The organism is Spiroplasma endosymbiont of Aspidapion aeneum (assembly GCF_964031045.1).
Classification (GTDB): Bacteria; Bacillota_I; Bacilli_A; order Mycoplasmatales; family Mycoplasmataceae.
Genome location: NZ_OZ034994.1, coordinates 457,088 through 480,197, shown reverse-complemented (window position 1 = coordinate 480,197; position 23,110 = coordinate 457,088). Strand labels below are relative to the sequence as shown.

17 protein-coding genes and 1 pseudogene are annotated in these 23,110 nt (G+C 26.5%); 1 reads left to right on the top strand and 17 read right to left on the bottom strand.

Annotated features, from left to right (window positions below; genetic code table 4):
* Positions 1–14 precede the first annotated feature (14 nt).
* The 8 genes from oppC to AAHM97_RS02190 form a co-directional block, all read right to left on the bottom strand.
* Positions 15–1,070 (bottom strand): oligopeptide ABC transporter permease OppC, encoded by a 1,056-nt coding sequence (oppC, locus tag AAHM97_RS02225; RefSeq protein ID WP_342269327.1) that lies wholly within the window; start codon positions 1,068–1,070, stop codon positions 15–17.
* A 12-nt stretch (positions 1,071–1,082) separates the two neighbouring features.
* Positions 1,083–2,318 (bottom strand): oligopeptide ABC transporter permease OppB, encoded by a 1,236-nt coding sequence (oppB, locus tag AAHM97_RS02220; RefSeq protein WP_342269326.1) that lies wholly within the window; start codon positions 2,316–2,318, stop codon positions 1,083–1,085.
* Between the two features lie 331 nt (positions 2,319–2,649).
* The gene (locus tag AAHM97_RS02215; RefSeq protein WP_342269325.1) at positions 2,650–4,842 is read right to left on the bottom strand and encodes a hypothetical protein; all 2,193 of its coding nucleotides are present in this window, start codon (positions 4,840–4,842) and stop codon (positions 2,650–2,652) included.
* 3 nt (positions 4,843–4,845) lie between these two features.
* Entirely contained in the window at positions 4,846–7,314 is a 2,469-nt protein-coding gene (locus tag AAHM97_RS02210; RefSeq protein WP_342269324.1) for a hypothetical protein, read from the bottom strand.
* A 125-nt stretch (positions 7,315–7,439) separates the two neighbouring features.
* Positions 7,440–8,363 (bottom strand): hypothetical protein, encoded by a 924-nt coding sequence (locus AAHM97_RS02205; RefSeq protein WP_342269323.1) that lies wholly within the window; start codon positions 8,361–8,363, stop codon positions 7,440–7,442.
* 28 nt (positions 8,364–8,391) lie between these two features.
* The gene (locus tag AAHM97_RS02200; RefSeq protein WP_342269322.1) at positions 8,392–9,336 is read right to left on the bottom strand and encodes a hypothetical protein; all 945 of its coding nucleotides are present in this window, start codon (positions 9,334–9,336) and stop codon (positions 8,392–8,394) included.
* Positions 9,326–10,042 carry an ABC transporter ATP-binding protein gene (locus AAHM97_RS02195; RefSeq protein WP_342269321.1) on the bottom strand — a complete coding sequence of 239 codons (717 nt, stop codon included), beginning with the start codon at positions 10,040–10,042 and terminating at the stop codon, positions 9,326–9,328. Before AAHM97_RS02195 ends, AAHM97_RS02200 begins: the two co-directional genes overlap by 11 nt.
* Before the next feature lie 309 nt (positions 10,043–10,351).
* A complete protein-coding gene (locus AAHM97_RS02190) occupies positions 10,352–11,626 on the bottom strand; it encodes a hypothetical protein (protein WP_342269320.1) in 1,275 nt (424 codons plus the stop codon).
* 218 nt (positions 11,627–11,844) lie between these two features.
* On the opposite strand from AAHM97_RS02190, the gene AAHM97_RS02185 reads away from it, so the two are divergent.
* The gene (locus AAHM97_RS02185; RefSeq protein WP_342269319.1) at positions 11,845–12,384 is read left to right on the top strand and encodes a hypothetical protein; all 540 of its coding nucleotides are present in this window, start codon (positions 11,845–11,847) and stop codon (positions 12,382–12,384) included.
* 191 nt (positions 12,385–12,575) lie between these two features.
* Here the strand turns inward: AAHM97_RS02185 and rpmA are convergent, their stop codons facing one another.
* The 9 genes and pseudogenes from rpmA to AAHM97_RS02140 all read right to left on the bottom strand — a co-directional run bounded on the left by rpmA (position 12,576) and on the right by AAHM97_RS02140 (position 23,078).
* On the bottom strand, positions 12,576–12,863 hold the full coding sequence (rpmA, locus tag AAHM97_RS02180) for a 50S ribosomal protein L27 (RefSeq protein WP_342269318.1): 288 nt from the start codon (positions 12,861–12,863) through the stop codon (positions 12,576–12,578).
* Between the two features lie 4 nt (positions 12,864–12,867).
* Positions 12,868–13,179: a ribosomal-processing cysteine protease Prp gene (locus tag AAHM97_RS02175; protein WP_342269317.1), complete on the bottom strand. Its 312-nt coding sequence runs from the start codon at positions 13,177–13,179 to the stop codon at positions 12,868–12,870.
* Positions 13,180–13,432: 253 nt separating this feature from the next.
* A pseudogene (rplU, locus tag AAHM97_RS05340) lies at positions 13,433–13,723 on the bottom strand (50S ribosomal protein L21); the annotation flags it as partial.
* A 219-nt stretch (positions 13,724–13,942) separates the two neighbouring features.
* Positions 13,943–14,887 (bottom strand): 1-phosphofructokinase family hexose kinase, encoded by a 945-nt coding sequence (locus AAHM97_RS02165; protein ID WP_342269315.1) that lies wholly within the window; start codon positions 14,885–14,887, stop codon positions 13,943–13,945.
* 27 nt (positions 14,888–14,914) lie between these two features.
* Positions 14,915–17,038 carry a PTS transporter subunit EIIB gene (locus AAHM97_RS02160; protein WP_342269314.1) on the bottom strand — a complete coding sequence of 708 codons (2,124 nt, stop codon included), beginning with the start codon at positions 17,036–17,038 and terminating at the stop codon, positions 14,915–14,917.
* Between the two features lie 17 nt (positions 17,039–17,055).
* Positions 17,056–17,799, bottom strand: coding sequence for a DeoR/GlpR family DNA-binding transcription regulator (locus AAHM97_RS02155; RefSeq protein WP_342269313.1), 744 nt, complete (start codon positions 17,797–17,799; stop codon positions 17,056–17,058).
* 257 nt (positions 17,800–18,056) lie between these two features.
* A complete protein-coding gene (locus tag AAHM97_RS02150; protein WP_342269312.1) occupies positions 18,057–18,599 on the bottom strand; it encodes a hypothetical protein in 543 nt (180 codons plus the stop codon).
* A 526-nt stretch (positions 18,600–19,125) separates the two neighbouring features.
* Positions 19,126–22,146: a hypothetical protein gene (locus tag AAHM97_RS02145; RefSeq protein ID WP_342269311.1), complete on the bottom strand. Its 3,021-nt coding sequence runs from the start codon at positions 22,144–22,146 to the stop codon at positions 19,126–19,128.
* 194 nt (positions 22,147–22,340) lie between these two features.
* Positions 22,341–23,078, bottom strand: a complete 738-nt coding sequence (locus AAHM97_RS02140) for a DUF3800 domain-containing protein (RefSeq protein ID WP_342269438.1) — start codon at positions 23,076–23,078, stop codon at positions 22,341–22,343.
* Positions 23,079–23,110: the final 32 nt, after the last annotated feature.

Genomic DNA, 23,110 nt, shown 5'->3' with positions numbered 1-23,110 from the left:
TTTTAAATCTCCTTCTAATTATGATTTTTAGGGTCTAGTGAATCGGCAAATACTTTTCCCATTATAAAGAATAATGAAGAAATACCAGTAATAAATATAGCTGGGAAAATTAATAAGTGTGGATATTGCTTTCAAAAGTCATCTTGAAATACTTGTTGAAGAATTGATCCAAGACTAGCATTCTTTAATGAAACCTGAGAAACAAAACCAAATCCATAGTATGATAGTGTTGCATCGATTGATATTGCCATTGGAACAGCATAACATGCTGTTTGTGTTACAACTGGTAAAATTTTTGGTAAAATATTTCTTTTAATAATTTTTGGTCCACTTGAACCTAATGTATGGCTGGCAATATTATATTCACTATTTTTAATTAAAATAATTTGGGTTCTAATAACATTTGCTAAATCAATTCAACTAGTAATCGACACAGCAAAGACAATAACAGCAATTGAATAAGAATTAAAAACAAATATAATAACCAATCATAATATTATTGTTGGAATAATATTTAACAATCTAGTAAACTCTATAAACATAACATCAATTTTTCGATAATAACCTCAAATACTTCCCAAAAAAATTCCTAGAAAAATTTGAATTGAGGCAACAAACAATGTAAATAATAACGTTGTTCTAGTTCCATATCACATTTGAATTCAATAATCATCCCCATAAACTCCTAATCCAAAAATATGTTTACTTGATGGAGCTTCAGGATTTAAATCACCGTCTGGTTTTGCAGATAAAGAGTCAGCCCCAGCTGGTTTACCTCATGGAATGATAATTGCTAGTGAAATGGTTAATATTAATAATAGTAAACAAACAATAAAGGATTTTGACTTCATAACAGATTTAAAAACAGCTTTTCAATAATTATATCTTGTGCCACTTATTTTTTCAGAATCTTTTTTTTCAAAGTTTCTAACCTTGAACAAAACATCATACTTTTTATCAAATTTACTTCCTTCTTCAACTTTATCAATTTGTTTTTCTTTATATAAATCATAATCATTATATTGAGAAGATAATTCTTCTCATATATTTTTTTCCAATATTTTCTTCATTATCTTCACCTTCTATTTTATTAAACTAACTCTCGGGTCTAATCAAGCAGTTAAAAGATCTGCAAATAGTGATGTTATAATACCAAAGATTGCAGAAATAGTAATATAGCCCAAACAAATATATAGATCTCTATAAGTAACACCCAATAATATTAATCTACTCATACCATGAACATTTCAATATGTTTCTGTTAAAATACTTGATCCAAATAAACTCAATATTAATGCAGTTGGGACTATTCTTAAAACTCTAACACCAGCAACTCTAAAGACATGGACAACAAATATATATCCGCTACCTAAACCTTTTGATTTTGCAAAATTTGTATATTCTGCTGTCATTTCATCAACAACATAACGTCTAACATCAATTACAATTTGTGGGAGAACAAGTATAAACATCGTAATAAATGCATATATTTTTGTAGAAAACCCACCTGTTTCATAAGTAGCACTAGCATTTCATTCAGACACAGCTAAAACAAAGACAATTGAAACAACAATTATTGCGGGAACAGATTGAAGAAAGATTGAAATAGTATTTATTACTTTATCTGGTGATTTATTTTTATATCTTGCACATAATATTCCTAAGGGAATACCAATTGTAAATGCACTTAAAAATCCTAAAAAACCTATCTTAAATGATATTGGCATAGATTCACGTAAAGTATCTCAAACACTTGAACCCTCAGTTGATATGTTTGTAGACAATACTGTTCCTAAATAGAATCATTGGTGAACATAATGACCATTAACATAGCTAAATGGTATTATAAATGATATGTTTAACCACCAGTTTAAGACTTGTTGGAATAATGGTAAATCAAGACCCATTGCATTTTTTTTACCGTTAAGTATTTCCATATACTTAGGGCCACCAACACCACCCTCCTGTGAATACTCTTTAAGGTCAACATTTTGCATGATAGTTGAGTTTGAAACAACACTACTTATCATAATATAAACAATTGCGATCGCTAAATAAAATGTTATCATCGCAAAAATAAGTCTTTTTATTGAATACCCAAGCAATGGTTTTCTTAAAAAATAATCTTGTCTTTTTTGATTCAAAAGATGAAATTTAAAACCAATTTTTGCTAAGTATGTTCCAATACCCTTGCTTCTTCGACTAACAATATCCCCTTCTCTTGAGATTAGATTTTGTAACTGCGAAATTACAGTATTGTCCAAACCCTCCATGGTTATATTTTCTTCATCTACTTGTTTTTTTTCTTCTACTTCCATGTATTTTCCTTTCTATAATAAAATTTTTTATATTTATTATTTGTATGTGTGATTCAAATAAAAAATAATAAAAAATGATTAATATGATAATTGTTAGAACAATAATTATGCACAAAAACCTCTTTTAAATATTTACTGAAATATTAAATGATAAAATATTTGAAAGCTAACATAATTGCTAGCAATAATAAAACACACTTTTATTATAAAACATTTTCCAAACAAAAACACAAATTTTGCAAAAAAGTAGTTATTTTTTTAAATTTAAGTAATAAATAATGAAAAAATGGTGTTTGTTTGATATTTGGCAAATAAAAGATTGAAAATAATATTATTTAACAAATACTGTAATTGGAATATATGTTATTCCATAAATTGGATTATTAGTTGTTAGATTATTATTTACACTAACTCCAATATAAATCTCGTCTCCCGAAGATCGAGTATTTTTTGCATCTTCTTCTGTTGTTTTTGTTACAATATTTAAGTTTTTTAATCCATATCCATATTGAAGGTCAAATTGGTCATCAATATCTTCTGGCTTATTAGAATTGTGATTTTTTAAAAATAATCCGTCAATTAACAAGTCCTTTTGGGTTAGATTTATCCCTGCTTGAGTAAAGAATTTGGTGTAAACTTTTTGTACACTATCAAATATTTGATTTTTATATCCTACAATTCCATTATTTATTTTCAATTTGCTTTTCATTTCTTCTATTGTTTTTGAATTAGATTCAATGTCAAACATAGATAATAACTGATTATTATTAAAGTCACCAATTAAGGAATTATAATATTTTATTGAATCATCAACAATAGTTGAGAATGGGTTGCTATATTCAATTTGTAATGAGTAAACATTAGATATATTTATTTCATCTCCACTTTTATACATTAGATTGTATTTTGCTTTCAAATTATTTGAATTATCGAAAGCTGTTGTATAAGATGTTTGTTCTCCTGTTCTAATATATGGCAATATTTCAACATTATCATCATCAATTCTTGTGTAATCAATATCTTCATTTCCTGGCAAAATAGTTTTATCAATTTCTTGAGATTTTGCTTTAGCAATAACAGCATCGGTTAAATAAGTAGAAAGAACATTACGATCTGTTTTATTAGATTTTGATTTATCTCATGTTATTGTATCTGATGGTAAATCGCTATTAACAGAACTATTGTCACTTTTATAACTTGTCTCAATTTTTGTGACAATTACTTTTGATATTTTTTTAACAGAATCATCTTTTAGTTGTGAAACAATAGAATCTACTAAATTGGTTTTTGTTTCTGTTGCTTTATTTATCATAGCCCCAGATATTCAATTAGTATCGATTGTTGCTTTAATATCGTGTTGTTCTCGATTTTTTGTAAATGTTGTTGAAATGTTGTATGTTGACGACACCTTAATTGTTGTATCTCCTGAGAATTTTTGGTCTTTTAAAATATCAAGATTATATGGATTGTTTGTTTTAACAGTATCAACTAACATATTATATGTTCCCTTAAATTCGTTTTTAAAATTTAATGAGATATAAAAATATCCATAATCACTACCAACATCTTTATAATTATCATCTCGATTGGTTATTTCTTCTCCTAATTTATATGTGCCATCATTATTTTTAATTGCTTTATGGAATTTTAGTGACATATCACTCGCCTCTTGAAGTTGTGAAATATCTGCTTGTGTTGTTTTTAAAACTGCACTACTTATTTCCACTCATACATCAGGATTTTTTCTAAAATATGAATCTACATTTTTTCATGAATATGTATAGCCATCATCGGTTAAATGCACTTGACTAGTATAAGATGTATCTGTGTGTTCAATTGAGGGAATAATATTTCCATAGAAACTAATACTTGTTGTTAATTTAAATGTTGAAATTTCATCTAATGAAGGTGATGCTAATTGTTTAAAATTGAAAAAATCATAGGTATTAAAACCACGTAAAATATGAGCATTTAGCGTGTTTGTTCCAGATTTAGTATCTCCATCTCAAGTTATATAACTAGTTGCATAAAAAAGGTCAGCATCCCCTTTAAATTGCTTTAAAATAAAATTAAATTTTGTAGTTGATTTAAACTTTTCGGTTGGTTCCTTTTTATTTATAAATTTATCCATTTCTCCTCAAAGTTTTGGTCCAATTTCTTTATCGGGAATATCGTTAGTATTTTCTGATTCTTTTACCATATTATCTTTATAGTAAAGTTTTGCACCAACAGATGAAATTCCTAGATTTGAAATAGAGGAATTAGTTTCTTTATCTTTGATTGTATCTACTAAATTTTTTAATTGCTGTCCTCAATAATCAACACCATCTTCATTTACAGTTATTGGATTATCTTTATTAGTTGGGTCATATGAAAATTTATAGTCAACATCAATTGTTCCAATTGTTTCTTTTTTTGCATTAGAAGGTGGAGTTTCATTATGAGTAAAGGAAAAAGCAACAGCTCCAGTTGCAACTGTTAGTGATAATGCACAAATGCTAATTAATAGTTTTTTCCCAATCATAAACTACACCCCTTTTTTTGGATTAACAAACGACCAATATGGGTTTGTTCCATCACTAACTTCATTATATAATGAAGTTACAAAATTACTATTGTCAGATATTCCTGCTTTAAATGTTAAGAATGGATTGGCAATTTTTTGTTTCTCATCTATTACATAATTATATCATTGTTTAGCAGATTCTAAGACGTCACCATAACTATTTGATTGTCCAAAAATAAAGGAACTATCATTAGCAGAACTTAAACTTTTTGTTAATTCATCTATATTTTTTACACTAGATAGTCCTATTAAACCATTATAAGATTTTCCATCAGAACCTGCGAACGCTTTAACTTCAAAAAGATCCTTCTTAAACATTGAGGCAAAAGCCTGATCAGAATAAGGGGTGGGCAATTGGCTAAAACCTCCACCTGGATTTGACCATTCTTTAAGTGGTCGATTTGAAGAATAATTTTTAATTTTTGCCGAGCTATTTTTTGAGTCAAAAATGTCATTAAAGAAGTTACTATTAATTTCATTAGTTGCAACTCCAAAAACATCCTCAGGGCTTATAGTTTCGCCATCTTTAAGTTTGCTTTTAAAATATGTTCATGCATTATCGGTGTTAAGATTAGAAGAAAAGTAGGTTTGATTTTTATTATATGATAATATATTTGGTAAAAGAGTTGATATTCTTGTATATGCAAAAATATTTCTAAATATTTGAGTTGTTATTGAACTTTTATCTCCAGAGGACCCTCAATTTTTATCTGGGTCATAGTATAATAATTGTTTTTCTGCAACACCTCCAGCAATTGAACCTGAGGGATTGTATCCTGTTGTATAATAATAAAATACAAATTTTAAATCATAAGATAATCCTAGTGGGGTAAAATTATCCATATAACTTCCTGGATTCTGTGAAATATCTTTTAAGTTTAATGAAGCAGAATCTGACATATAAGTATCATTCATTGATGAAGTTAATTGATGATTCTCACCATTAAAATCTATTTCTGTTTTTTGTTGATTTTGTAAGTCAGGAAGAACATATTCTCGAATAGTCTTATCTCCAATTACAGCAGAAACTAACGACATAATTGATGCAATTTGATTTGTTGATAGATTTTCTCCTTCAGATAGTGAATAAAATCGGTCAGCATTATCTATAAAATACTTTACAGTAAAATCACTCCCATCATCATCTTTAAGTTGATCAGTTGCTTTTTTTGTAAGATCTTTATTGCCATCTTTTGTTAATTGTTCTAAAATATCTTCATCGTATTTATAAATTCTATCTCCAGCATCTCTTGTTTGTGCTTGTTTTAAACCATATTTAATATTATTAAATATTTTTGATAAAGATGTTAAACATTCTTTATAAAGTGAGTCATTATTTTTATATAAAATGCTTCGATTTAAAACTGTATAGTCCAATTCTAGGTTAACTTGGTTGATAAGACGCTGTTGCATCTGAGAAATCATAAAACTCTTTGTTCCAATTTTACTAAATGTATTATACAAAGTTTTTGTACCATCATAATCATCTTCTGTTAAATAAATATTATGGGCTTCAAACCATTTTGTTAATCTATCCTCAATTGCCTTTTGACGATCTTCTAAGACAGTATTTAAGTTAGCTTGTGAAAGATTATTTACCCAGTCAAAAGCTGTAATTGATAGGTCGACAACATTTGTTGGAAAAATTGTATTAGAATCATCAACAGATTCATATATACTAGAGACATCAATTAAACCAGAACTATAATATAATCCTTGATATATATCCCCGTTATCAGAAGGTATGGCTTCAAATGCTCTATTTGTATTATCAACAGATTTATGAGTTGCTCCAGGGTTAGAATTTAAAGGGTCTAATATTCCATTTTCATCAAAAGAAGCCTTTTTATTAATGTTTATTCTAGCATATTCTGGATAATCACTTTTACTATTTGATAAAGATGGTTTTCATCCTTTTTTATCAGAAGTTAAAAATGTTACAGATAACGACCAATCTTCAGTACTCTTCATTCATCCAGATACTATATTATAAAAATCTTTATGAGAGTTTGAAGAACTAATGAAATCTGTGAGACCAAAAGAACTTGTTTGTCAACGTAATTTTTGATTAATTCAGCCATAGGCAGGAATTTTTGATGATATATCAAATAAAAACTGATTTGCCATATCAATTGTTGCGATATTATCAACGACTTTTTGAAGCACTGTTGTTGAGTCACCATTTTGAGGAAATAAGTTTTGAATACCTAAATAATTCAAAAAATCATTATAAGAAACCTCAGAAAAATTTCTTTTAAGTTTTATTCCAGCAGATTTTAATGTTTTTAAATTAATTGAATTAATACTAGCTATTTTTTCTGCTAATGTATGCGATGTAGATGCTTCACCAGATTTACACGCAAAAACATCTGCTGTGTTGGCAACAGGAATTGTTAATGATAACATAAGAATTTTTTTCTTTATACCCATAAAATACCTATCATAATTATACCATAAAACTCACCGTCAAAATTATAATTTAAAAAGAAAGAATGGAGAAGGTTATTAGATTAACCAATCCACTTAGAGTAATTTTTTCTATTTGCATTATTTTCTTAAATAGAAAAATCACGGTTATTAAATTTATAAACAACAAACATAAATAAGAAAACATCGAGAATGGAAAAAATTAAAACAGAGAGAGAAAATTTTAAATACTCAAAGTCTTTAAACGGAAAGATTCAACCAATCTTATAAGCAATTGCATTTTCTGATGTAAAATCAGATATCGCTGGTATGGCCATATATCCTCTTAAATCAATTTTTGTTAAGAAATTCACTAATTTACTATTAGCGTTGAAAAGTAATAAAATTTCTGTAGTTAAGAAGATAAGAAATAGGATTGAAAAAATTGTTATTGTCACAGCGATCATATTTAAATTTTTAAAGTTTAGAAAAGAAACCGCTAATATTAATAAAACAAAGAAAATGTTAATAACAAACATATTAATTGCAGATAAGAACACTCTTTTAATTTCTTCTGAACCAAAATTGTTATATAATACCTTAACCACACCAATGGTTAATAAAAATTGTAGGACCATCATCGTTAGGATAAGAAATATTATTGTAAATATTTTTGTGGTAATTATAGTTTTTCGAGAAATTGGCAGAAAAAAAACAATAGATATTCTACCACTCCGAATATCTGACATAACTAAAAGTTGAATTAAAGTAAATGATATTGCCCCATAAATAACTAAATCAGGAGTACAGTAAAGAAAATAGGTTAAATAATAACTAACTCCCTTTTCTATTTTAAAACTCGTGTTATTCAATGTCTTATTAAAAGCAAATGAATTATATATAAATATTCGTTCATCATGATTTGGATAAGTTAATACTACACAATATGGAATTATTAGTATAAGGATAGTTACTAAAAATAAAATAAAAGTCATAAGAAAAATTATTTTTTTGTTAGCAAAAATTGAATTTTTAAATATGAAGAAGATATTTTTAAAGTTATTGGTTGTCATTTTTTCTCCTATTTTTTAAAACTTACTTTTAAATATTATAATCACGATTAGCAAATATTTTAATATTCAAATAAAACATTAATGAACTTAAACCATTAACACTAAAAAATAATAAAATATAATGTAACGCATTAACCTTCTTCAAACCAAAAATATATGTTTTATTAGCATTATCTGTTGATATTAGTTGTTTTTGATCATCATTTTTTTGAAATAAATCAACAATTAAATTTGAGATATCAATTTTTTGAGCAAATTGTCCAATATTATTAAAGGATGAATTGTTATTATCGCTATATTGAGCTGCTATTAAACGGATAAAATAAAGAATAATTACAACTACAATAAAAATAGAAAATAATGAATTTAGTAATGATCTACTTTCCTTATAAAAAAATATTAATGTAAATAATAACATTACAAAAGCAACAACTCATAATAAGTTTAATTCCTGAAAAATTATTTTGAAAAAATAAATGGACTGCACATCTTTACAACACAATAAAATAATAAATAAAGGAATTAATTCACTCACAGCCGCTGTTACATTCATAATAAATACACTAGAAAATTTAACAATAAATATTTTATATCTTGACAAATTTGTTGAAAGCCAAATTGTAATTTTGTTATTTTTTATTTCTGAAAATAATATTTTATTAAGCATAGCAATGGAAAAGATTGAAAAGACCAAAAGACCAAGCGTACTACAGATAAGATAACCAACCGCGGTTGATGGGGCAATAATATTTTCAGAACCAAGTCTATTACCAGGAGTTATAACATAAGATAGTCCAAATGCTGTTACATTTTGTGATGAAGCACCAATAATTAAAGAAAAACCCGCAAAAAATGTGACAATAAATACTCAAAAAATATTAAAGAAAATTATCAAACCTTTATTTAATTTTAATGTTTGTTTGATTCCATACCAAATCAATGGACTATTATTAATATTGTTTTTAGTCTTCATTATGGACACCAGCTTTTTTAATCTTATATAAATCCTTAAACATTTCTTCTAATTGTTCAACATTTAGGCCAACAATGTTTTCTTCCTTAATAATTTTTCCTTTTCTTAAAAAAGCGACTTTATTACAGACTTTTGCAATTTCACTAATAATATGTGTGCAATAAATAATTATTGTTTCTGGAGCCTTTAATTCATTTAATGATGTATAAAATTGTTCTTGCATAATTGGGTCTAACCCAGATGTTGGTTCATCTAAAATCAAATATTTTGGTTTTGTCATTAAAGCTACAATAATTGCTACTTTTTGTTTATTCCCTTTGGAAAGATCCATTATTTTTTTTGTATTATCAAGTTCAAAAAATTCTATTAAATCATTTAAATAACCCAAATCAATTAACTTATTTGCTTTTGTAAAAAAATCAAAATATTCTTGTACTTTCATATGATCATAAAAATATGTTTCGCCTTGAATATATGAAACAGTTTGTAAAAGTTTGTGTGTGTTTTTTCATGTCTCCATATCATCAATAGTAACAGTTCCTGAATCTGGTTTAATAAGACCCATAACTTGGCGAATAAGGGTAGTTTTACCCGCACCATTTGGACCAATAATTGCTAAAAAATCCCCATGATTTAATTCTAGATTTATACTTGAATTGGCAACCTTACCACTATACGTTTTTGTTAAATTTTGTATTTTAATCACATTTTTCTCATTTCTATAGCCCTTGCACCTTTATATTATTTTATTCCTAAATTAAATGTATTAGCAAATATTGTGAATATAAACTTTATTTGTCTTAAATGTAACAAAAGATATCACAAAATTAGACTTATTAAGTTTATAATTACACACCTATATTAGAAATTAAGATGAAGTTGCCTTTTATTTATAATATAATCAAAGAAAATTTATTATCTGAGCTTACTATTTTTTTCAATATTTTCTATTATTTACTAATAATTAAATATTTTTATGGTTTTATATGTAAGAAAATATCCATTATAATATGCACTATTTAAGAGAAATGGAAAGATTACTAATGTCAACATTAAATTCTGTATGAGAATAGCTACCACCATACCCAGTGACATGCATAGTACATGACCATGCATAATAAAAATCATTGTTTGCATCCACTTTTATTCTTATTATTAATGTACCTGAACCGTGGTCGTTACCATGATAGGCATCATCATCAATTGATATTTCTGAAAATATCTGATTATATTGTATATCAGTCATATCAAAATAAACATTACTTGCCTGTGTTTTATATGCGTGCACATTTGTAAACTCGCCTGAAATAGAAAATTTAATATTGTTATATGTATTAGCAAATGCCTTAGTAACACCATTATTATTATTTACTATATCTTGTTTTGTTACATACTGTCTTAAATTTAATTGCGCATTGTGCATTACTTCATTATCCTGGTCGCTTCAAGGATCTGTTGTAGACCAGTTAGAACCAATTCTCTCATGAAAACCTTTAAAAATATCTCTTTTAATTTCTTTAAATCTTGTTATTAATCTTACATTAATTTTACATGATGTTCCCAATGTAAAATCATTGCTATTTTTTGTTACCCCTATAGTTATACTATAAAATTTTTCAGATAAACTTGTGTCATTATCTTTTTCTTGGTCAAATGAAAATGATAGACTCTCACTATTTTGTAAAAGTAAATTATTATTCTCAACTCATCTAGGGTCTGGTTGACCAACTCTCGGATTTAACATGTACTTGTCTACCTCTTCTAAAACCTTGTTCTTATTAGGTGTCGACACTGACTCTTGTGTCTCAACAATATTATTTGTATTTATATATGTTGAATTGTCACCATTTGTGGTTATATTTGAAATCGAATTTAAATCTATTTTTTTTTCATCTAATGAAAGTGAAATAAACAATTGAATATTACCAATAAAACTTTGATTGCTTTGAGTAGCAAATATATCAACTGTATAATTTTCAATTTTTCCGCTTTCTGGAATAGCAAAATCATCACCAACAACCATAAAGTTATTTCCATTATCCTGCGCTAACATTAAGAAAAAATTAGAGTAATTTGGATTTTTGATCGCCATTTTTAGATATACCGATTTTTTGATATTTTTTTCATTTTTGTCAACATATAATACGCTATTAGAAATTTTAAACGTAGAAATATCATCTTTATTTAAAATTAATACACTAGTATCTGCGGGAGAAATGCACGCTAGCGAACTAGGTGCACAAAAACCACCAAAAGAAAATGCTGATGATAATATTGATAATAGTTTCACAAACTACCTCCTATAATAATTACAAATATATAATACACTTTTATTAGATGGATATGTAACTTTTCATAAAAAATGTTGATTAATATAAAAAAAGAACAGCGATACTTCAAAATGTAAAAGTTTAAATAAATAACTATAATTGTTATATACCTACATTCTTTCATAGTTATAGTAAAAATATCTACTTTTGAAATGATTTTAATATAAAATAAAATCATATGAATAGTAAAATTAAAAAAATTGGTGATATTATAATTCTAATTGGTTCAATAATTGTAATCATTGATACATTATTGTTAATGATTTTTTCAACATTAGCAGTATCTGGAGCTATAAGTTTTGAAAAGTATTATAATACGGATATTCAAATACCATTAATCAGTTTTCAGTTAGAAATTGGAAAGTGACTTAAATCATTTTCAGGAGATCAGATTAATAAGATAAAAACTACGGGAGAAGAAATTTTTGCAGTTGCTTGTGTTCTTTTTTGTGGAATTATAATTCTTTTGATTTTGACAAATATTAATTATATGATAATTAATGTTATTTCCTATTGATTAATGTTCTTTATAAGCTTAGCATTCTCTATTTGGAGTATTTCATTGTATATTAAAATTCAAGATTACACAATGAGTCAGTTAGTATTTTTTCTAATGCTATATATTATTATCGCCCCGTGTTTAATGATATGTTCAGGGTCGCTATTGATAGTATTGTGATTAATATTCAACAAAAAGAAAAAATTGAAAAAAGATTAAATTGTATTTCTAGGTCTAATTTGGCATTTATTTGAAAAATATTTTAACATTGTTATTGCCCACTAAAAAATTATCTTGCTATACAAAGATAATTAAATATATGTTGAAAATAAAAGCAAACTTTTACTATCAAGGAAATATGATCAAAAAAAATGTAGACAAGGATTTTCTTGTCTACATTCGAGTTTTAACTACGCTTCTACTGGAATAACAACAGCTCTAGTTTTTTTATGCCCAAATTTTTGGAATTTTACAGTTCCAGAAACTAAGGCAAATAGCGTGTCATCTCCACCTCTACCAACATTTTTACCAGGGTGAATTTTAGTACCTCTTTGTCTAAAAATAATTGACCCAGCATTTGCGAATTGTCCATCTGCCTTTTTTGCCCCTAATCTTTTTGATTCAGAGTCACGTCCATTTCTTGTAGACCCAACCCCTTTTTTAGAAGCAAAGAATTGTAAATTTAATATAAATTTCATACAGCTACACCCCCTTTATTTCTATATGTTTTGGATAACTGTCTCTAATAGTTTTTAATTGAATATTTAAAAAATTAAACAATAAATCACTACTATCATTTGGCTTATTTATATATATTTCTATTTCATTATCTTTATTGTTAATATTTATTTTCGCATCTTTTATTAAGATATCAAATGCATTTAGCCCTCCAAAAATTATTGAAGATATACCAGCGCATACAATATCTTTGCCATGTTCATCAAATAAGGCATGGCCATTAATTTTAAGTTCTTGATAATAATTATTTTTCTTTATAAATTCAATTTTTATCATTTTAAACCTTTACCAACTCTGATAACTAATTATTATCATTTGTTTCTGGTTTATTTTGTGTATTAATTTGTTTTTCAGCTGTAGTTGTTTCTTTGATAGCTTTTATTTTTTCATCACTTGGTGGTGAAATTTTCTTATCAACTACAGTTTTTGAAACTGATACTTTCTCATTAGTATCCTTATCGTTAATTGTGGCAATAGCTTTTTTAGAAGCTTTTTTAATTACACCATCTTTAGTAACACCAGTCTCAACAATTTCAGTTACCTCTACTAATGTATAGGGTTGTCTATGACCATATACTTTATTAACATTTTTCTTTGGATGGTATCTAACAACTTTTAACTTTTTATCTTTTCCGTTTTTAATAACTGTTGCCTTAACTCCAGCACCACTTAATAATGGTGTGCCGATTTTACCATCAATCATTAAAACCTCTGAAAAAACATAAGTATCACCATCTTCTGCGTCGATTTTTTCAATATATAATCGATCACCAATAGATGCTTTTAGTTGTTTACCACCTGTTTTAAATATAGCAAACATTTTTTCTCCTTCAGAATATTACTCGCCTTATATGTGGTTTTTTTATTTAAAAAAACACTTAGTTACATATACAAGTGCGGTTGAAACTTTAAAGTCAACCCATATAATTATATATCAATTTGAAGTTTAGTTTGGTAAAATATGGTAAAAATGTATTAAAAATTTAACATTTAATAGCAATAAAAACATTAAAATATGTGGTTAGTTGATGGAGGTTTCCTATCAATTTAAAGATTCAACATTAATTGTTTTTTCATATTTTAGAATTTCATTAATCATTTCAATATCGGCTATTCTATTGGAAAAAGCGGTTGCACAACCAGTTATGATTGAAAATTTTAATGATTCTAAGGGGTTATTTGTTTCTAAATATTTATAAATAAAGCCAGCAACCATGCTATCTCCAGCACCAGCAGCATTTACAAGTTCAAGTCCAACAGTAGGAATTGAACATTTATAGATCCTTTCTTTTGTAAATAGTGCAGCTCCGTCCTTTCCCATAGACACTAGGACATTTTCTACACCAGTGCAAATAATCTTTAAAATTAAGTCTCTTAAATCATTAAAATTGCCTAATTTTTTATTATATGTGAGAGATAACTCTTCGATATTTGGTTTGATTAAAAATGGTTTTTGGTCAATCGCCTTTAAAAGTGGTACCCCAAAACTATCAACAACAGATAAACACTGTTTTTTAGTTACAAGTTCCACTAATTCTCCATAAATAGTTTCACTTGTATTTTTTGGAATACTTCCAGAAAATACAACAATATCTCCTTCTACTAATTCCTTACCAAAATATTCCTTCATCAAATTTAACTGTCTTGGCTTAATTTGTGAAGTTTGAGCACTAAACTCTGTTTGATCTTTGTCGATTAATTTTACGTTTATTCTAATATTAGAAACTGCCTCAAATTTTTTATAGTTTACATTAATTTTTTTTAATCCAGAATAAAAGAAATTTTCAAACTCTCCTGATGAAAATATTATAGCTTTATTTTTTATACCTAGGTTGTTTAACATCATAGAAACGTGAATACCTTTACCGGCTGGATAAATATCTGTCTCAAAAGGTCTATTTGTCTTTCCTTTAACTAAGTTATCAACTTTAATTATATAATCAATTGCAGGGCTTAGTGAAACTGTATATACTTTCTTACTCATTCTTGTGATTCCTATCTTAAATAACTATTATTTTGCATTTACTAATCTTTCCTCGATTTCAAAATTATGTACACTGTTATATATTTTATTTCTTAATATTGGCAATTCTGTGTTTTTTATTTTTTCAATTTTTATGATTTTATCATTTATAATATTATACCACTTATTAGTTTTAAGATTTAACTCATTTTTTAGTGTCGAAATCTTTTCATCATAACTATGATATTTTTTTAAAAGTAAATTTAATTTTGCAAGTTTACTTTCATTTTTAATATTAATATCATTACTTATTAATGTCTCAATACTATAAATGTTTAAACTATTATTAATTAGTGGTTCTGTTTTTTTTAACCTGTAGGCAAGATTATCTTTTTTAATACTATATTTTCGATAATTATTTATTTCATTGTTAATAACCTTAGTTTCTTTAATTGTGTTTTTTATTTCTTTGTACAAGTTATTTAAATCTGTTTGTCTTTGAGTTTGGTGATTTTTTAATTCTTTTTTAACCTTGTTAAATAATATCATATTATAATTACCATTTTTGATATTTTGTATTACTTGCAATATTGATTTTTCTAAGCTAGTATCAATATTTAAATCCTCACTTAATAATAATAAAATTTCTGCTTTTGATATATCATCTATTTTTTTGTCTTTATAAACATTAATAAATTCTAAAGATTTATAATCAGTTTTTTTATTTAAATATTCTGTTTTAGTGGCTCATTTTATTGTTTTATTTAAAATGCTATCAATTTTTTTAATATCAGATCAAATAATAAATGTAATAGCTATACCCAAACCAAAAGATATACTATCGATAATTATTGCTTTTAATAGGTCATCATTGTAAGCTAGAAATCCAACAATTCCCCCTAACCCAGCAAGATTGTTTAATCCGACATTAAATATTCCAATTGATCAACCACCAATACCTCCAGCTAATGTTCCTGTAATAAAAGGAGTAAATCTTGGTAGGTTAACTCCATAAATACAAGATTCAGTTGGTCCGGAAATAATTCCGGGTAAGGCAGCAGAAAACGCTACTGATTTATCAACCCATCTTTTGCTTTTTAGACCAACAGCAATTGAAGCTCCCATTTGTGCTCATGCAGCTGCAAATGCAGCTGCTAAAAATAATGATTTGTGTAATGTTGTAGTTAAATCAGTGACCGCTGCAAAGAATAATATATTATGGACTCCTAAAACAACTAATGGTTGTCATGTTAAACCAACGATTAATTCACCAATTCCAAATGGTAATGTCATAAATTTATTAAAAAGATTTAACATTCCGTTTTCAGCAATATTCATTAAAGGACCAATAATAAAAAACGCTAATATTCCTCCAATAAATAATGATAGAAATGGATTTAGAATGAAATTTGCAACAGGATTAAAATATTTTTCCATTAATTTTTGACCATAAGCTAATAAAATTCCCATTGCAATAAAGGCTAAAATTGTTGAATAAAATGGTTTAATCATAATATCTCAAGACTCTATAGTAAGAAGTTTAACTCCGTCTGGAATAAGAATTGGGGATATCATTAGTAATCCAAGGGCGATTGCTATTTCTTGTTTTCCACCTAAATATCTAACTGTAGACCAAATAGCAATTACACCCATCATTTTAAATCCTGTTGTTGCTATAACATTTAAGATCTCATCAAATATATTATAGTCTCTTCCCAATACATACCCATCCTTTGTTGGGTCGTGGGCAATATTTGTTCTTATTAATATTTGTTGTAATGCCATAATAAGTCCAACACCAATAAGAAATGGTAATAGTGGGCCAAATATTGCCGAAATTGCTTTTATTACTCTTTTACTATAATTAACATTTTTTTGTTCAATAATATTTATAGTTTTAAAATCAGTTAATTTATGTGATACTTTTTCCTTAAACATAGCTGTTACTTTAGAGACTTTTGGACCAATGATAACCTGCAATTCACCACTAGACCATAGTGCTCCTTGAACACCATCAATTTCTTTTAATTGGATTAAATTTACTATGCTATTGTCAATTAGTGTTATTCTCATTCTTGTTGCACAATGGTAAACATCTTTGACATTATTTTTACCACCTATTTTTATGAGAATATTATTTATTAATTGTTCAATTTTATTATCCTTATTCATTTTCCACCTCTCAGATATTATTTGTTACAAATTATTACTTCTCCTTTAAAATTATGGGGGGTTTTATCAGAGATTAATGTAACTTTTTTTTGAATATCAACTTTTATTTTATTTTTAGAGTTAAATTTAGAAGAGTCAGCCAGAATAAAAGCTTTATTAGAGTTTTTAATTACTCTTTCTTTAATTAATGCTTCTTGAATATTTGTTGTATAGTAACTATTTTCATCTATATTGTTCATTCCAATAAATACTTTATCAAAATAAAAATGGTCAATAAATTTTAATGATAGTTCACCAACTGTTGCATGTGTTGATGGGAGAATTGTTCCCCCAATTATACAAACGTCAATATCTTGTTCCATTAGTTCAAGAGCTATTGAATATCCATTTGTAACAACATTTACATTTCTATTTGAAAGATAACTAATCATCTTTTTTGTTGTTGTTCCTGTATCTATAAATATCAAGTCACCTTCATTTATAATATTTGTTGCTTTTTTTCCTATTAAGTTCTTTGCTTCAATATTTATTTTAGCTTTTTCCTCATCAAATGATTCTTTTAATTGATAGTGATTGATTGCATTTATTGATTTTGCCCCTCCATAAACTTTAATAACAGAGCCTTCATCGCTTAATTCTCTTACATCTGCAATAATTGTTTGAATTGTAGAATTTGTGATTTCTGCTAGTTTTCGATTGTCAACAAAACCATTTTTATTTACAATTGATATAATAATTTCTCTTCTCTCTTCTTTTAACATATTTTCCCCCTTAATGTTATTTTACTATGTTTTAAAGTTTTTTCAACTATTTTATTATTTATTTTAAAGTTTTTTAAAGTTTTATATTTTTATTGTAAATCATAAATCTTTATAATAAATAAGCTGCAATTTAAATAATAATAAAAATTTAACAATCATGGGAGCAATAATTACTATAATTTTTGAAATGATAAATAGTTAAAAAATAACAAAAAAAGATTGCCAAATTTAAATAGCAATCTTTTTTGATATTTACATTAATCTTCTGGTTCTTTGTTTCTATCTTGATTGTCATATATATATGTTGGGTCACCCCTTAATTGTTGGTCTTTAACAATTTTTCGAAGATCTGCATGTGATTTATTAATTCTAGCCTTAACTAAAGAATTAGACGCTTTAACATAAGTTAAATAGTAAATATGAAAATTTCTTAATATTTTAATTTGGTCTCTAGGGTATAATTGAAAGCTTAACTCCTCGGCTTCTGATTGAGTGTAGTCAATAAATTTTTGTGGGTCTATTTCTTGTTTGTGATGTTCTAAAATTACTGCTTCATATTTGATTGCCAATTCTACAACCATATTCTCTAAATATCTCAATGATCTATTTATAGTTTCATAGATTCGATTATCAACTTCATTAGATTTTATACCATAGCGTGTGTGTGCTGCTACTTGAAAAATATCATGAATTAAAATCCCCAAAGGGTCATTACTATTAATATATGTTTCATTTTTTGTAAAAATTTTAATTTCGTTTTTAATTTCGTTAAGGAAAACATTTTTTAATGGATAAATCATACTTAAGATCCCCTATTTATCATTATATATATTATATCATATTTTATGATTTTTTTCTATATTATTTTTCTTCTCAGTTAAATAAAAAATATATAGTTTTACATTTTATCATTGTTAAGAACATAAATGAATATAATAAATTACAAAATAATACTTTCTTATTATTATAATAACACAATAATTTGAGTTTTGTTAAGGAACATTAAAAACAAAACAAATTTGCTTTTCTTATTTGGAACTGTCTAAGAGAGTGTTAAGGATAAATATTTTTTCACTTGTAAATACTAATTTAAATATTAATCACAAAAATAAATTTTGAAATATTTTAAAAAGATTTGAGATATTCTTGGTGTTTATAATTGTAAAAAAATAATAGGCAAACATTATGGTCTATACTTGTTAGGTTAATTAAAAAAATAAAATGTCATTTCTTTATAGAAATGACATTAAATTTATAAAAAAATATATTATATATACTATCTTACAAAGAATGTGTACAAATAACTTATATTTTAAATTTAGTTGGTTATTTTAGGTCCTGATATCTATATACATGTTCATATGAAAATACACCACCATCAATATTAGCTTGTTTACCATTAGCCTTGATATTAAAATTTTGAACATACCCAGAACCTGACGCCACTACCGCGAGTATATACATAGCACTTATATTTCCATATTTATCAGGTGGAAGATTATTAATATCTATTTCTCCAATTGCAAAAATACTTGATTTATCTGATGTGTTATATTCTGAATAAAGAATACCGTCAATCGGAGCATCATCTCGGAAAAGACCCGTATTTCCTTCAAATTGAAGTTTTGATTTAGGGGCATAAAATTCGTCAATATTGTAAATTATTGCGTGTTGTTCCATATAACCATTTAGCGTTTCTCATGTACCATTAATTTTAGCATCTCCTTTTATATCCAAACCAGCAAGACTTTGAATGTTATAATCATTGTCTTTACAATTACTATTTGAATAGATTATACCAGCATAAATAACTTCGCTTGTTGTAAGTTTCACATTAGTTGCATCAATTATTACATTTTTCTCAGCATTAACTTGGCCAATAGCACCCGACTTAATTGTATTGATAAATCCAATCCCAGCACCCATATTTGAAGATGGGATAATATTTACATTTCCTTTAATTTGAACTCCCTCATCAACAGCAATTCTGGTTGAATTTTTAATTCCAGAATTAGATGTATAATATTCACTTATAACACCACATGATTCTGCATTGTTATCATTTATACCAGTGTAATTAATATCTCCGTTGAATAATATTTTTCCACTAATGATGTTATCATATGTTACAGAAATTACACCTCTCCCAGTTACATTAACATTTCCATCAAAAGTAACATTTCCAAGCTCATTTGATTTATCTTTAAAAACAAATGGTGAATTAGAACCAGAATATGAATATTTATCTGCAAATTCTAAATTAGGAGCATTCTGAACTCCATAACTTGCAGAATATGATATAGATACAGCTCTACTTGATGCAGATGATGCTACATAGTAATTAGCAGATCCTTGTGTTTTTTGATTATTTATTGAATAGTCTCCTACGCTTGCATCAGCACCAATAAATGTTCCATAAAAAATATCAACATTTGTGCTTCCAGCTCCACTTCCATCATTAAGAGAAATTGTTACTTTTCCACTTGCAACATCAGTAGATTTTTGACCAATAAGACGCATTTTTATATACCACTTACCATTTTTTTGTTCTAATGATTGTTCTACACTTATAATTGTTGGAGCAGAACTGGTTACAGAAATATTTGATAAATCAACATTTGTATCATTTGCAGATTGAACTTGGTATGAATCGGAAAATTGTTCAGAACTGTCATTATTTAAGTGAATAGAATTTGAAAATGTTTCACCAGTATTATTTTGGCCATCAATTTTTCCAGGAGTTATTATTAAATTCTTATGTACAGGTTTTGATTGTGCATATGAAAATGTTGCAGAAGCTGCACAATAATTTCCTAAAGAATTTGTAAACCTTGAAACGAGATAAATTACTCCACCATCATCAATTTGCTTTGATAAGGCTTTAATGTTTAAATGTAGATTATTGTCACTATCAAATGAAATATCATTAATTGTAAATTTTGTAATATTATCTATAGTTTTTTGTGCATCATAGTTTTTGAATGTTTCCACATCAGTTTCTTTTGTTAAATCCAATTTTTCAACTTTTGCCCATTCAGAAGCATTAGATGATGAATCAAAAACTATAGTATCTTTATATGAAAAACCATCTTTTTTTAATTCAGCTAAATCAGCTGATGAAGTCACTTTAACGTTATTATCAATTGGATTACTTTCATTTCAATCATTAAATTTTTTATCTGAATATACACTAGTATAACCATTTTCTGTGTATATATGAGTAAATCCTGAGGGTTGAACATTATAGGATTTATATTTAACTGATAGAAAACCTGAATATGTAAAAGCATTCGCTGTGAAAATAATGCTGACATCTATTTTCCCTTCCCCATAACTATTTTTTGGGGGTATAAACTCGATATGAAGGTTTGGTTTATCATTATTTTCATTTATTTGGGAAGTGAATTTAAACTCATTTCCTCCAGATCCAGAAAAGGTTACCCCTATCTTAGGAGAATATTTTTTTATGTCATCTGCACTAAATTTTTGGCCATCTCCAAATGATAAACCTAGATCAACGCTATTTTTCAAATCAATTGGAGTATTGGCTGGAGGGTCTATAATTATTTGCTTATTAAGCTTAACATCGCTAAATTTTAAAGGAAAGGCATTTGAAACATATTTAGCAGCAGTATTCTTTAATACAATATTAGCGGCAGCAATTTTTATGGATTCTTTTGTTGTTTTTGGTTTAAAATTAGAATAATCAATTTTAAAATAAATATCCCCATTACCATCAAGATATCCACCTGTTAAAAAATTATTTGGATCAACATTATTATCTCCATCTTTTTTTGTTAATGAGACAGTAAAGTCTGTAAAATTGAATTTTTTAAAATCATCATAATTTGGAAGACTACCTACTTCTACATCAGAATCTGAATCGGATAAATCTATAGATATTGGTTTAGTATCTATTTTTGGTTGGTATGTAGAAAAATCAACAACATTTACATCAAAGCTTCCTTTCTTTATAACAAGATCATTAACATTTGTAAAACTAACTGATACTTTTGTATGACCAGCCTTAATTCCAGAAATTTGAATTGTTTGATAATTTTGAATACCATCTTTGTTCAAATTTATATATTGTGCAACACTATCATCGTCACTATAAATACTACATGCTTTTGTAAAACCATCAGCACTTAACTTACTAAAGTTTGTGACAACAACACTAGCAGCAGCCCCTTTTACAATATTGTATTCACTATGCTCAAAATTAACCTCCCCATCTAAAACAGATTTGTCTTTTTTTGGTGATGATGTTCCAAAACATGAGGTTATTGACATTGATGATGAAAATGGTAAACTAATTAAACACAATAATGACAATAATTTTTTCATATTATTTCCTCCTTATTATAAATTCTTTTATATTTTTTTAGACTTTTTGTGTCAAATATATACATTTATTATACCCTATAAAGAGAGAATTTTAAAAAAAAAAACAATAATGTGCTTATTTAGTGCTATTTTATACAATTTGTTGGAAAGAGGTAAACCGAGTATACTAATAAAAATTAGTATTATAAAACACTTTATTTATAGCTAAAATTTTGCCTTCTTATTACATCTGGGACTTCAGCATAAAAAGTATAACACTTAAAATCTACTTTTTTTGAGATAATTTTAAAAACATCGTCTATACCTTCGTCTCACCGATCATAATTTCTAGATTGATATTTGAATAAAGAATTAATCATTCCACTATAATAATCAGCATACCTAATAAGTGGCTGGTCGTGTGATTTTTTATATTTTACAATAAAATTATATTCGCCCTTAAAATTGAGATTTGTTTTTATTTCAACATTTAAGTAGTCTTCAAGGCTTTTGAGACCTTTATCTGATATACCTCTATTATCACACATAATATAAAATTTGATATTTCTATTGTCATTAAATCCAATGTAATTGCTAAGTAAAATTTTTACAAGATAATTAAAGTATAGATTACAAGATATTGGACTATTTTGATTATTTTTAATTTTTCTATACTTTTTTTGGTCAGCTGTTATTGATATATTAACTTGACCAAAATTTATTATATTTTCAAAAATATATTTTCTTTCCTCTAAAGATTCAAGAATACTTCATTTGCATTCATTATTGTTAGGATATTTTTTCATTATAGTATTTTCAATTTTCTTAATATTTCTACCAATATTTTTTCTGTTAATTAATGCATCAATAATAATTCCCCCAACCGTAAAAAATGAACTTTTCATAGGGTTACCACTCTCATCTAAAAATATATAAACTTCTTTTATATCCATAGAAATTATTATATCAAAAAAAATCAAAAAAA